The organism is Algoriphagus marinus (assembly GCF_001936475.1).
GTDB lineage: Bacteria > Bacteroidota > Bacteroidia > Cytophagales > Cyclobacteriaceae > Algoriphagus > Algoriphagus marinus.
Genome location: NZ_MSPQ01000007.1, coordinates 178,837 through 192,070 on the forward strand (window position 1 = coordinate 178,837; position 13,234 = coordinate 192,070).

Sequence of the window (13,234 nt, forward strand, 5' to 3'; positions counted from 1 at the left end):
ATTCCATGCGGCAAAAACTACTATTTCTGCCAATTCTATTCCTGTGTTTCACAGCTGCTTTCGCTCAATCGCCCCTAAGTGTAGAATACATTATGCGTGACCCTGCTTGGATGGGTACTTTCCCTTCTTCGGCACGATGGAGCGAGGATTCACAGCAGATTTACTTCGAATATAATCGTGACAAAGACCCCTCTGATTCCCTTTACAAAATCGCAATTTCCAATTTACAGGTATTATCAAAAGTTCATTGGCCGGAGGAAAAAGCCCTTCGAAATACCTCGAGAAATTTCAACCAAGACAAAACACTCCGACTTATTAAAGAAGACAATCAATTACTTCTTGAGGATGTAAAAACAGGAAAAACCCAAGTGATTTTAGATTGGTTTGATAATTTTTCTAATCCAACCTTTCTCGCGAACGAAAAAAAAGTAGCCTTTAACTTTTCAAACAATATCTATGTAGTCGATATAGAAACTAAGGTGGTGCAGAAAGTCACAAATATTTCCACCAGCTCTGAGCCTTCAAAAAAATCCAGCTCTGATAGTAAATCTGAAAACATGGGTTTTGTGAAAGAAGAAAACCTGGCCTTGCTTCAAATAATCGCCCAAAGGGAAAAAAAAGCGGAAGAATCGAAAGCCTATAGAGAATCTATTGCAGAAAAAGAGGAGGAGAAATTTACGTATTACACCTCTGGAAAAAACCCTTCAAGCCTTCAACTTTCACCTGATGGAAGATTTGCAACCTTTGCTTATTACAAGACTGAAAGCAACAAGGGCACCAAAGTCCCTGATTACGTAGCTGCATCAGGATACACCGAAGACCTAAATGCAAGACCTAAAGTTGGCACCAAGCCGACCACTTCAGAAATAGGGATTTATGATTTACAGAGAGATACGGTCTATTTTATCTCAACAATCGACCTTACGGGAATCAAAGACTTGCCTGATTATATCAAAGATTATCCGGATAAAACTTGGGAAGAGAAAGATAGGGAGGTCGCATTGGCAGGTCCATTTTTTTCTCCAGATGGGAAAAATGCCATTCTCCAGGTGAAATCCTATGACAATAAAGATCGATGGATTACCAGTGTAGATATGCAGACAGGTGCGCTAAAAGTTCTTGATCGGCAACGTGATGAAGCTTGGATCGGTGGACCGGGAATAGGTTGGACTTTTTCTCCTGGTACATTCGGATGGTTATCGGACAATCGTCACATCTATTTCCAATCCGAAGAGACCGGTTACTCCCACCTTTATTTATTGGATATTACATCCGGGGAAAAGAAGGCTTTGACTAGTGGAAAGTATGAGGTTTTTGATCCATTTATTTCAAAAGATAAAAAGCATTGGTATTTGACCACTTCAGAAGTTGACCCTGGTGAAAGACATTTTTATAAAATGCCTTTAATGGGTGGAAAGATGGAAAAGCTTACCAGCATGACTGGGAATAATGAGGTCAGTCTTTCTCCAGATGAGAAAAAACTTGCAATCCTCTTCTCCTTCAGCAACCAACCAACAGAGCTTTTCCTTCAGGATAATAAAGAAGGCGCAAAGGCAGTGCAACTTACTGTCGGGCAAAGCGAAGAATTCAAGTCATACAATTGGCGGGCTCCAGAAATAATCCGTTTTGAAGCAGAAGATGGAGCAAAAGTTCCTGCAAGACTTTATGCTCCGGATCCAGCAAAGAAAAATGGGGCTGCTGTGATCTTTGTTCACGGGGCTGGCTATTTACAAAATGCTCATAAATGGTGGAGTAGCTACTTTAGAGAGTACATGTTTCACAACTTACTGACTGATCTAGGCTATACAGTTTTAGATATCGATTACCGTGCCTCAGCAGGATATGGTAGAGATTGGCGAACAGGAATCTATAGACATATGGGAGGCAAAGACTTATCAGATCAAGTTGATGGAGCCAAGTATCTGGTCGATTCTCAGGGCGTAGATGCAGATCGAATCGGAATCTATGGCGGAAGTTACGGCGGATTTATCACGCTTATGGCGCTGTTCAACCAGCCCGATGTATTCAAATCTGGAGCTGCTCTACGATCTGTAACGGATTGGGCACATTATAATCATGGCTACACTGCTAATATTTTGAACACACCAGAGGAAGATCCTATCGCTTACCGTCGCTCCTCCCCGATTTATTTTGCAGAAGGTCTAAAAGGGAATCTACTCATGGCACACGGCATGGTCGATGTCAATGTGCATTTTCAAGATGTAGTTCGACTTTCTCAGCGATTGATTGAACTTGAAAAAGATAATTGGGAGATGGCAATTTATCCCGTGGAAGATCATGGTTTTGTAGAACCTAGCTCTTGGACTGATGAATACAAGCGGATCCTAAAACTATTCAACAGCACCCTACTTGATTAAAATGAATCATAAAATCACCTACTTCAAACTACTAGGCCTTACTGCAGGCTTGGTATTTTCTCTTTTCTCCTGTACAAAAAAAGAAACTGAATCTCCCGGAAACCAAGGAGAAATTGCCGATAAAGCAATGGTCGTTTCGGCTCGGGAAGAAGCATCCAAAATCGGCCTTGAGATAATACAACGAGGCGGAAATGCTTTTGATGCGATGATGGCAACGGAAATGGCTTTAGCTGTCACCTATCCTTTTGCTGGAAATTTGGGAGGAGGAGGATTTATGGTCTATCGAATGGCAGATGGAACTGTAGGCTCAATTGATTATCGGGAAAAAGCTCCATCTGCTGCTTATCGGGATATGTATCTGGATGAAAATGGCGAAATAATCCCTGAGTTGAGTACGAAAGGTGCAATGGCATCGGGTGTGCCTGGAACAATTGCAGGGATCTTTGAAGCTCAATCTAAATTCGGCAAACTTACTCCCGCTGAAATCCTACAACCTGTCATTGATTTAGCCGAAAGAGGGTTTGTAGTATCGAGCAGACAAGCTGAGCGATTACTAAAGCTTCGGGAAACCTTTATCGAAGTAAATGGCCCTGAAACTTTTTTTGGCAAAGAAATCAAAGGCGGAGATACCTTGAAGATTCCAGTATTGGCAGCTACTCTTAGAAGAATCGCTGCAAACGGTCGGGATGAATTTTACAAAGGTGAAACTGCAAAAATCCTTGCAGCCCACATGCAATCCAAGGGTGGAATTATCACTGAATCTGATTTAGCAGATTATGAAGCGGTTTGGAGAGATCCGATTGTATTTCCATATAAGGATCTAAAAATCATTTCCATGGCACCTCCAAGTAGCGGAGGCGTGACTATCGCACAGATATTCGGCATGATTGAACCTCTTTCTATAGGTCAATATCCTTTTCATAGTCCTGAGCACATTCAATTACTTGTAGAAGCTGAACGTAGAGCTTATGCCGATCGAAATTTCTTTTTGGGAGATCCTGATTTCGTTGATATTCCTGTCGCTGAATTGACTGCAGGAGAATATCTGAAATCTCGAATGGAAAGTTTCACCATGGAAAAAGCAACCAAATCTGAAGACATCGCTGCTGGAGAAATAGCCTTTGCAGAGAGTATGGAAACAACACACTATTCGATAGTAGATGCTGAGGGCAATGCCATTTCCGTGACTACCACGCTCAATGGTGCCTATGGCAGCAAACTTTTCGTAGATGAGTTAGGCTTCTTTATGAATAATGAGATGGATGATTTCAGTTCCAAGGCTGGAGTTCCAAATATGTTTGGGCTGATTGGAGCAGAGGCAAATAGCATCGCCGCTGGAAAACGTATGCTAAGCTCAATGACTCCCACCATCGTAGAAAAAGACGGCAAACTTTGGATGGTAGTGGGAACTCCTGGAGGATCGACCATCATAACGTCTGTTGTTCAGACGATTTTGAATGTCTATGAATTCAATATGGGAATGCAAGAGGCTGTAGAGGCTCCTCGTTTTCATCATCAATGGCTTCCGGATTTGGTAAGCTTTGAGCCGAATTCTTTTGATTCGGTATTGATCTCCAATTTAAAATCGAAAGGATACCAAATCATGGAAAATAATAACCCGATTATAGGAAAAGTGGATGCTATCCTAGTTTTACCAAGTGGTAAACTCGAAGGCGGAGCAGATCCTAGAGGTGACGATAAAGCCGTTGGATATTGATTATAGAAGAAAACCCGGGCAAATCAGTCAAGGTTTTTCTTTTAAATTTTTATTCCCTTTCAAATTCTAGCCACCAATTGCCAAAGGCAATCCAAGCAGATGATACTTCTTAAATACTTCCTTAAAGACCGTTTCATCCAATTCAAAAGTCTGAAATATGGCAGAAGTGAATGTTTTAAAATCTCTATTATTTATAGGAAGTAATCAAAGCTTTTTTCAAAAGCTTATTTAAAACTATGAGTTAATTTAATTGATGCTTACTCGAAAAAAAGCAAAAAAAAACCTGCCGAAGCAGGTTTAATTTTTTCTGAGGTGAAATTATTTCGGTAATAGAACTGAATCGATTACGTGAACAACTCCATTAGTACCTGCTAGGTCTGCAGCAACCACTTTCGCTCCGTTGATCATCACTACTCCGTCTTTAATAGATACAGTTAGCGTTTGACCATTTAGCGTAGTCACTACTTGTCCGTCAGAAAGATCGCCAGACATTACGTTGCCAGCAACCACGTGGTAAGTAAGAACGCCAGTCAATTGATCTTTGCTTTCAGGCTTCAATAGTGTATCTACAGTTCCTTCAGGAAGTGCTGCAAAAGCAGCATTCGTAGGAGCAAAAACTGTAAATGGACCATCACCAGAAAGAGTTTCTACCAATCCTGCAGCCTGAACTGCTGCTACCAAAGTAGTATGATCCGGAGAACCTACCGCGATATCAACAACAGTATTTGGAACTTCCTCTACTACTGTTTCTTCAACAACTACAGTCTCTGTTTCTTCAGTTGGTTTGCTTTCGCAACTCATCACAAAACTAGTAGCTGCTGCAGCAAGTGCCAGTGATAATAATCTTAAATTTTTCATTTTTTTGGTTTCTTTTTTTTTGATGTGTAAAGATACAACAAACAGGAGGTGGATAAGTTTTTCATTTTTAAAAAAATTATTGAAACGATTTGGCATTCAAATGAGATCAAAAAGTAAGTATCCAATTATTGAGGTACTGCAGGTCGATTTCTCCTTCATCTTGAGATAAGTTTGGATACCACACTTTCTTGAGGTTTTTTTGCATTATAGCCCAGTAAAAAAAACTCAATGCTTCAAATCTTTAAAAGCGCTTCTCTTTTTCCTGAGAAAATAGCCATAATCGATTCCAAAGGTTCTTACACCTTTTCTCAACTTTTATCCAAGAGCCAAACAATAGCAAACCATCTATTGGCCGGCAAAAATGATTTGAATGAATCAAGAGTTGCATTTATGGTTTCGCCCGGATTTGAATATGTAGCCACCCAGTGGGCTATCTGGCAAGCAGGAGGTATTGCAGTTCCGCTCTGTATTTCCTATCCATTCCCATCATTAAAGTATGTCTTGGATGATACGGAAGCTGAATACGTCATTGCAGGTCCAGAATATTTGGAAGTCCTAGCTCCTATCCGCGATAGTCCTAAAATTCGATTTTTTGAATTATCAGATTTCAATTCTATTGTTGAAGATTTTTTGCATCCCAAAATAGATTCGAACCGTGGTGCGATGATTCTTTATACATCGGGTACGACTAGCCTTCCTAAAGGAGTCTTGACTACACATGCCAATATTGAATCTCAAATCAGCACTTTGGTGGAAGCTTGGAAATGGAAAGAAACCGATCATACTTTATGCCTTCTTCCTTTACACCATGTACATGGGATTATTAATGTGGTCTCATCTGCGCTTTGGTCTGGGGCATGCGTACAGTTTCAATATCCTTTTGATGCCGAGAAAGTTTTTGAAATTTTTGAGGAAGGGAAAGTAAATGTATTCATGGCTGTCCCAACGATTTATTTCAAATTGATGACAGCCTTTGAAAATTTCCCGGAAGAGCGACAAAAGAAAATCACTGGAATTTTAAAGCAATTTAGGTTGATGATTTCGGGCTCCGCCGCGCTGCCTGTGTCAGTAATGCGTCAATGGGAGAAAATTTCAAATCACTACCTTTTGGAGCGTTATGGAATGACTGAGATCGGAATGGCCATCAGCAATCCTTACGAAGGAGAGCGAAGAGCTGGCTACATTGGTCATGCCTTGCCTAAAGTTGAAATCAGATTGGTAGATGAGCATGAGGAGCTTGTACTTCCTGGCCATCCGGGTGAAATTCAAGTGAAAGGTCCTTCGGTTTTCAAGGAGTATTGGAGGAAGCCGGAAGCAACTCAAAAGAGCTTCACAAAAGATGGATGGTTCAAAACAGGTGATATTGCAGTCTTGGAGGAAGGTTATTATCGAATTCTTGGAAGAGATTCGATTGACATTATCAAGTCAGGAGGATACAAAATCTCCGCCTTAGAAATTGAAGAAGTCCTTCGTACTTATCCTTTAATAAGTGATTGCGGAGTTGTTGGAATCCCATCTGAGGAATGGGGGGAAATCGTAGTAGCAGCATTGGTCTGTGATCCAGCATTAGATTCAACTCAATTAACTATCTGGCTCAAAGAACGGATGCCTGGCTATAAAATTCCTCGAAAAATAGTGACCATTTCCGAATTACCTCGAAACGCAATGGGAAAAGTGACCAAGAATGAACTGAAAAAACTCTTTTAAAATGATTTACGGAATAGCAATTCTAGCCTTCTCTTTTCTGTTTGGGCAATGGATGGGAACTCTACTTGGCCATTGGATTGGAATTGATTCCAATGTTGGAGGAGTAGGTTTTGCCATGATTATTTTGATTCTCACCAAAGAAGGTTTTCATCGCAAAGGTTGGTTTAAAGCAGAAATGGAATATGGAGTAGATTTTTGGGGTAAGCTTTACATTCCGGTGGTCGTAGCCATGGCAGCAAGCCTTAATGTAAAAGCGGCAGTCACCAGTGGAAGTTTGGCAATTGCTGCCGGAGCTATACCGGTTATCATCTGTTTTTTCGTTTTTCCTTACCTCACCAAAAGCCTTAAAGCTTCCTGATATGTCCGAATTAATTCAGGTAATCGATTCGTATGGATTGATTGTAGCTTTTCTGGTAGTCGGAATTATTATGTTTTTCTCTGAAATCATTTCAAAGAAAATCTTCCGCTCGAAAATCCCAGGTTCTGCCATTGCGATATTTTTTGGATTGGTATTGGGGTATATCGGTGGGGTATTTGGGGGAGGAGAAAAAGGCTTATCAGATATTCCAATTTTCAAAGGGGTGGGTTTCATGGGTGGCGGAATGTTTCGTGACTTCACCATCGTTGCTACTGCGATCAGTGCAAGTTTCCTGCTAATCAAGAAATCCGGTCTGGCAGGGATGATCTCCCTCCTATTAGGTCTGATTATCTTTTTCACGGTTGGTGTGGCTTTAGGTTGGGCTTGGGGATTTAGAGATGCAGTGACACTCACCACCATAGGTGCGGGAGCTTGTACTTATATTATTGGTCCCGTTACGGGTGCTGCTATTGGAGCTAGTTCGGATATTATTGCATTAAGCATCGGAATCGGAGTGGTAAAAACTATAACCGTAACCATTCTAACTCCAATCCTAGCCAGGCGAATTGGTCTTAATTCAGAAGGAGCAGCGATGAGCTATGGAGGATTGATGGGCACTACCAGTGGTGTAGCTGCGGGGTTAGCTGCCACGGATCCTAAGTTAGTTCCCTATGGAGCAGTAACTGCAACTTTTTATTCCGGATTGGGTTGTCTGATTTGTCCTTCGGTGTTTTATTTGATATTGGAGTACTTTTTATAAACCTCTCCAAAACCCTGATTTGCAATTTTTTCAGAATGAATCTAATCCATTAATCAAGCATTAATTGCCTTTTGATTTAAAATCCCTGATCTTATAGTGCTATTAACCATTAAACCCAAAACCATGAAAAATCAACGCAGAGACTTTCTGAAAAAGGCCTCCGGAAGCCTTGCTTTAGCCTCAATTGGAGCAGGAATCAGCACACCGGCTTCTGCTAAATCCATCGAACTCCAATCTCAAATCAAGACTTCCAAAAATGATAAAATCCGGATTGGTTTAATCGGAGCAGGGATTATCGGTCATTACGATACGGATACTGCCTTATTGGTAGAAGGTGTGGAATTGGTTGCCGCATGTGACTTATATAAAGGCCGAATTGAATACGCCAAGGAAAAATGGGGCAAGGACTTATTTACCACCATGGATTACCGAGAACTTTTAGCTCGCCCAGACATCGATGCGGTCTTGATCTGTACCCCAGATCATTGGCATCAACGAATCGCGATAGATGCGATGAAAGCTGGAAAACACGTCTACTGTGAAAAACCAATGGTGCAGCGAATCGAAGATGGACAAGCGATCATTGATGCCCAGAAAGCTTCAGGTAAAGTTTTCCAAGTCGGTAGTCAACGGGCAAGTTCTGTTGCAATTTTGGAAGCAAAAAAAGTCTTGCAATCAGGCGTGATCGGAGATCTGACTTTTGTATCTGCCTATTGTGATCGAACGGATTCGAATGGCGCATGGAATTATTCCATCCCAACTGATGCAAGTCCTGAGACCGTAGATTTTGATACCTTTTTGGGATATGCTCCAAAGATTCCATTTGATGCGAAGCGCTTTTTCCGATGGAGAAATTATAAGGAATATGGCACTGGAGCAGCAGGTGATTTGATTGTTCATTTGCTCACCTCAGTGCATACGATCACTGACTCTCACGGTCCAACCAAAATATTCAGTGCTGGGGATTTGAAATATTGGAAAGATGGCCGTGATGCATACGATGTCATCAATGCCATTATGACCTATCCAAAAAATGAGCGCCATGATTCCTTCCAAGTCACTACTAGAGTCAACCTTTGTGATGGTGAAGGAAAAGGTGAATTTGGGATGAAGTTTGTCGGAACTGATGGAGTTATCACGATTGGATGGAATGACTTTACCGTCAAAACCTTAAAAAGAAACCCGATCCCTGGTTATGGTGGTTACGATTCCTTTACTAGTTTCTCCGCTCAAGAAAAAAAAGATTTTGAAAAATGGTACAAAGAGACCTACGGAGTATCAAATGGCGGAGGATATGAGCAAAATAAGCCAACCTCCTTTGAAGCCAAAAAAGACTATGATGATCGTCTGGATCATTTGATTGTTTTCTTCAATGGAATTCGAACTGGTTCACCAATCTTAGAGGATGCCTCTTTTGGACTTCGGACAGCTGCTCCTTCCCTAGCCTGCAACATGAGCATAGCACAAGAAAAACCAATCCTCTGGGATCCTGAAGGGATGAAGTTGGTTTGATCCTTTATATCTTTTAGAAATTCGGCCAATTTGATTCAATTCAGATTGGCCGAACTTTTTTTCAAGCTAAGTGGGTTTAACTATGAGCAATTCAATACAAAATGCACCACTAAATTCACTTCTAAAACAAGAGTTGTCTAAGATGAATTTCTGCTGCTTAAGATGTATTGAATGAGCTTAAATTACCTTATGGAAACTGAAACTCAGCATATCACCAAACGAACTTTTCCAGTCACGGGTATGACCTGTGCGGCTTGCGCTTCCAGTGTAGAGACTATTCTTCAGTACACCGATGGCGTAAAATCAGCGAATGTGAACTTTGCCACCAACACCGTTCAGGTAGAATATTCTGATGAAATCAATGCAGAGGAATTGAACCAAGCGCTAACAGCTATTGGCTATGGCCTAATCATTTCCGATGAAAATACTTCCAAAGTAGTAGCCGAAGCCCAAGCTGAAGAATATCAAAAAATCAAACTTCGAACCATTTGGTCAGCCATTCTAACCGTACCTGTGGTGGTGATTGGGATGCTTTTTATGGATTGGGAGCCTGGAAGGTGGATTTCTCTGGTATTGACCGTTCCAGTCCTTTTCTATTTCGGACAGCCTTTTTTTATCGGAGCTTGGAAGCAAGCTAAGTTTCGAAAAGCCAATATGGATACGCTTGTCGCACTGAGTACAGGAATTGCATTTTTGTTCAGTTTAGCGAATACCTTATTTCCTGAATTCTGGATTTCTAGAGGCGTTCAACCTCATGTGTATTATGAGGCGGCGGCGGTAATTATCACTTTTATTACCTTAGGAAAACTGCTGGAAGCTCGCGCAAAATCGAATACTACCACGGCTTTGAAAAAGTTGATGGGGCTTCAACCAAAAACCCTAAAAGCTAAAATTGACGGAGTTGAGAAGGAAATCCCGATTGAGGCAGTACAAAAAGGTTATGAAATCATTGTCCGTCCTGGGGAGAAAATCCCTGTAGATGGCAAGGTGATTTCCGGTAATTCCTTTGTTGATGAAAGCATGATTTCAGGAGAACCTCTGGCTGTGGAAAAGAAGGAAGGTGAGACCGTCTTTGCAGGCACAGTCAATCAGAAAGGGAGTTTTAGATTTATCGCAGAAAAGGTGGGCACCGAAACGCTCCTGTCTCAAATCATTTTAAGAGTACAGGAAGCTCAGGGAAGTAAAGCCCCAGTGCAGAAACTGGTGGATAAAATCGCCGGAATCTTTGTCCCTGTGGTTATTTCGATTTCCATCCTGACTTTCGCAGTATGGATGCTAGTCGGAGGAGAAGATGCATTTACTCATGCCTTGATGAATTCCATTGCAGTATTGGTAATCGCTTGTCCCTGTGCTTTGGGATTAGCTACACCAACAGCAATTATGGTTGGTGTGGGAAAAGGTGCTGAAAATAATATCCTGATTAAGGATGCCGAAAGTCTGGAATTAGCACATAAGGTCAATGCAGTTATCCTGGATAAAACAGGGACAATTACTTCTGGAAAAACCAGTGTAACCAATCTGAAATGGACAACAGAAAGTGGCGAAAAGGAATATGCTTCCATTTTATTCGCTATTGAATCAGCTTCGGAACATCCACTTGCGGAAGCTGTAGTAAAATCATTAAGTGAGAAAAACATTCATCCCGAATCGATTCAAGGTTTTCAAAGCATCACTGGAAATGGTGTAGAAGCTAAGTCGGAATCAGGTCATCATTACTATGTTGGAAATCAAAAATTACTATCCGATAAAGGAGTTGAATTAGATTCAGAATCTCTGAGCACAGCTGAAACATGGAGAAATGAAGCGAAAACAGTGGTTTTCTTTGCTGATGAATCAAAAGTACTTGCGGTAATTGCAATCGCGGATACGATCAAACCAAGTTCAAAAGCCGCTGTTACAAGCTTGAAAAAGGAAGGAATAGCAGTCTATATGCTCACCGGAGATAATGCCCAAACCGCAAAAGCTGTTGCAGATCAAGTTGGGTTGACAGATTTCAAAGCCGAGGTTTTACCTTCGGATAAATCTGAATTTATCAAGAAATTGCAAGCAGAGGGAAAGATCGTAGCAATGGTTGGGGATGGAATCAATGATTCTGAAGCCTTAGCACAAGCAGATGTAAGTATTGCCATGGGGCATGGATCTGATATTGCCATGGATGTGGCCAAGATGACGATCATCTCTTCTGATCTTCAGGTGATCCCAAAAGCATTCCATCTTTCTAAACTTACAGTAAATGGAATTCATCAGAATCTTTTCTGGGCATTTATCTATAATCTTATTGGAATTCCGATCGCTGCTGGAATCTTATATCCGATCAACGGTTTCCTGTTGGATCCCATGATTGCGGGCGGCGCAATGGCTTTAAGTTCGGTATCGGTGGTATTGAATAGTCTTCGTTTGAAGGGAAAAACCTTATAATTGAAAATTAGAAATACGCTGCGCGAAATACTTATTGAAATACACTACGCGAAATAGGGCGAAGAGGACACTTTAAGCTTAGTATTTCAATCGTATTTCTACTTAAAACCTTAAAATCAATTTTCTAATTTTAAAATCTTCTAATTTTCCAATTTCTATATCATGAAAACTCAAAAATTCAAAACCAACATCAACTGTGGAAATTGCCTAGCAAAGGTCACTCCTATTCTTAATGCCGAGCCTCGGGTAAAATCTTGGGAAGTGGATTTAAAAAGTGAGGATCGAATCCTAACCATAGAATCTGAGGACATGAGTGCGGAAGATGTTTTCAAAACGGTCATCAAAGCTGGATTTGTAGCTAAACCGGAGTAGTTTTACATAACTCTTACGTATGAAAGCGCTACTTCTTTTCTTCTTTATCCTTTTCTCGGGACAAGTTATCTCCCAGCAATTACCGCTTTTACCGGTGGTTCGATCGGAGATCAAAGGCATCAATATCTACGGAAAACCTGTTGACCAGCAAACCCGTTGTCAGCATTGGCATTCAGATTTGGATATTATCGCAATCAAATTTCATTGCTGTGATAAGTATTATCCCTGTTTCAGTTGTCATGAGGAAACAGCCGATCACACTCCTTCTGTTTGGCCGAAAGCCGAATTTGACACCAAAGCCATCCTTTGTGGAGTATGTGGTACAGAGTTGAGTATTACCGATTACCAAAACTCCAACAATACTTGCCCCAACTGTATATCTGCTTTCAATCCAGGATGTAGCAAGCATTACCATCTTTATTTTGAAACTGAAGTGCAGTTGCCAGTCAACAGTCCACAGACGATAGTCGACAGCCATTTGAAATTAGTCCAAGGGACTGAAGTTGGTGAAAATTAGAAATGATTCAAATTGAAATGTTCTCACTCGTTAAAGACATGCTTAGTAGAGTGTGGACCGTGATCTGTTGACATTTCGTCTAACATCCGACACCGGACATTTCCCACCAAACATTCCATATCCAACTCTTTCCCAATAATTCCGTAAGTTTACAGCGTTGAAAAAGATACTCTCCATAGCGTTTTCTCTTCTAATCCTCCTCAGTAATGTGGGATTGGCTAAGACCATACACCTCTGTATGGGTACTGAAATGGAGAGCGCGATTGGATTTTCAACCACTGAGATCGAATGCGAAATGGCTAAAAAGAAGCCTAACTGTCATTCGGAACAAGAATCTTCTAAGCATGAAGAAAATGATTGCTGTGATGAGGAGTTTGAGTTATTGGTTTTAGACCAAGAGCTACAGAAGGTCCAACTTGCCTCAGATTACTCCCCTGAGTTTGTGGTTTCTCTGGTTTATACCTTCTTGGGTATTTCTTTTTTCCCAATTGAAAACCATACTAATTACCAAGATTACCCTCCTCCTATTCTGAGGCAAGACCTCCAAGTACTTTACCAGTCCTTCTTAATTTAATCTTTCCGGTAGCCCAATTCATTTGAATTGGGAGAATAAGCTTTTGCCTGTCTGGGCAAAGGA

General features: G+C 41.0%; 11 protein-coding genes. 10 read left to right on the top strand and 1 reads right to left on the bottom strand.

Annotation, left to right across the window (positions count from 1 at the left end; translation table 11 throughout):
• The first annotated feature begins 5 nt into the window (after positions 1 to 5).
• A complete protein-coding gene (locus BVC88_RS12870; RefSeq protein WP_075351104.1) occupies positions 6 to 2,378 on the top strand; it encodes a S9 family peptidase in 2,373 nt (790 codons plus the stop codon).
• A gap of 1 nt (position 2,379) precedes the next feature.
• Positions 2,380 to 4,095 (top strand): gamma-glutamyltransferase, encoded by a 1,716-nt coding sequence (ggt, locus tag BVC88_RS12875; protein WP_075351105.1) that lies wholly within the window; start codon positions 2,380 to 2,382, stop codon positions 4,093 to 4,095.
• Positions 4,096 to 4,413: 318 nt separating this feature from the next.
• Here ggt and BVC88_RS12880 read toward each other — a convergent pair whose 3' ends face one another.
• Positions 4,414 to 4,953, bottom strand: a complete 540-nt coding sequence (locus BVC88_RS12880; protein ID WP_075351223.1) for a fasciclin domain-containing protein — start codon at positions 4,951 to 4,953, stop codon at positions 4,414 to 4,416.
• Positions 4,954 to 5,181: 228 nt separating this feature from the next.
• Between BVC88_RS12880 and BVC88_RS12885 the strand changes: the two genes are divergently transcribed.
• The 8 genes from BVC88_RS12885 (at position 5,182) to BVC88_RS12920 (ending at position 13,171) form a co-directional block, all read left to right on the top strand.
• Complete coding sequence (locus BVC88_RS12885) at positions 5,182 to 6,660, top strand: acyl-CoA synthetase (protein ID WP_075351106.1); 1,479 nt, start codon at positions 5,182 to 5,184, stop codon at positions 6,658 to 6,660.
• Position 6,661: 1 nt separating this feature from the next.
• Complete coding sequence (madL, locus tag BVC88_RS12890) at positions 6,662 to 7,018, top strand: malonate transporter subunit MadL (protein WP_075351107.1); 357 nt, start codon at positions 6,662 to 6,664, stop codon at positions 7,016 to 7,018.
• A gap of 1 nt (position 7,019) precedes the next feature.
• On the top strand, positions 7,020 to 7,778 hold the full coding sequence (gene madM, locus BVC88_RS12895; protein ID WP_075351108.1) for a malonate transporter subunit MadM: 759 nt from the start codon (positions 7,020 to 7,022) through the stop codon (positions 7,776 to 7,778).
• Between the two features lie 123 nt (positions 7,779 to 7,901).
• Positions 7,902 to 9,290, top strand: coding sequence for a Gfo/Idh/MocA family protein (locus BVC88_RS12900; RefSeq protein WP_075351109.1), 1,389 nt, complete (start codon positions 7,902 to 7,904; stop codon positions 9,288 to 9,290).
• A 189-nt stretch (positions 9,291 to 9,479) separates the two neighbouring features.
• Positions 9,480 to 11,708: a heavy metal translocating P-type ATPase gene (locus tag BVC88_RS12905; RefSeq protein ID WP_083639098.1), complete on the top strand. Its 2,229-nt coding sequence runs from the start codon at positions 9,480 to 9,482 to the stop codon at positions 11,706 to 11,708.
• 162 nt (positions 11,709 to 11,870) lie between these two features.
• On the top strand, positions 11,871 to 12,080 hold the full coding sequence (locus BVC88_RS12910) for a heavy-metal-associated domain-containing protein (RefSeq protein ID WP_075351111.1): 210 nt from the start codon (positions 11,871 to 11,873) through the stop codon (positions 12,078 to 12,080).
• A 19-nt stretch (positions 12,081 to 12,099) separates the two neighbouring features.
• Entirely contained in the window at positions 12,100 to 12,597 is a 498-nt protein-coding gene (locus BVC88_RS12915; RefSeq protein WP_083639093.1) for a CHY zinc finger protein, read from the top strand.
• A 157-nt stretch (positions 12,598 to 12,754) separates the two neighbouring features.
• Positions 12,755 to 13,171, top strand: coding sequence for an HYC_CC_PP family protein (locus tag BVC88_RS12920; protein WP_139316568.1), 417 nt, complete (start codon positions 12,755 to 12,757; stop codon positions 13,169 to 13,171).
• Positions 13,172 to 13,234: the final 63 nt, after the last annotated feature.

Coding starts and splice junctions, on each gene's coding strand:
- BVC88_RS12870 (WP_075351104.1), top strand. CDS start 6: ATGCGGCAAAAACTACTATTTCTGCCAATTCTATTCCTGTGTTTCACA.
- ggt (WP_075351105.1), top strand. CDS start 2,380: ATGAATCATAAAATCACCTACTTCAAACTACTAGGCCTTACTGCAGGC.
- BVC88_RS12880 (WP_075351223.1), bottom strand. CDS start 4,953: ATGAAAAATTTAAGATTATTATCACTGGCACTTGCTGCAGCAGCTACT.
- BVC88_RS12885 (WP_075351106.1), top strand. CDS start 5,182: ATGCTTCAAATCTTTAAAAGCGCTTCTCTTTTTCCTGAGAAAATAGCC.
- madL (WP_075351107.1), top strand. CDS start 6,662: ATGATTTACGGAATAGCAATTCTAGCCTTCTCTTTTCTGTTTGGGCAA.
- madM (WP_075351108.1), top strand. CDS start 7,020: ATGTCCGAATTAATTCAGGTAATCGATTCGTATGGATTGATTGTAGCT.
- BVC88_RS12900 (WP_075351109.1), top strand. CDS start 7,902: ATGAAAAATCAACGCAGAGACTTTCTGAAAAAGGCCTCCGGAAGCCTT.
- BVC88_RS12905 (WP_083639098.1), top strand. CDS start 9,480: ATGGAAACTGAAACTCAGCATATCACCAAACGAACTTTTCCAGTCACG.
- BVC88_RS12910 (WP_075351111.1), top strand. CDS start 11,871: ATGAAAACTCAAAAATTCAAAACCAACATCAACTGTGGAAATTGCCTA.
- BVC88_RS12915 (WP_083639093.1), top strand. CDS start 12,100: ATGAAAGCGCTACTTCTTTTCTTCTTTATCCTTTTCTCGGGACAAGTT.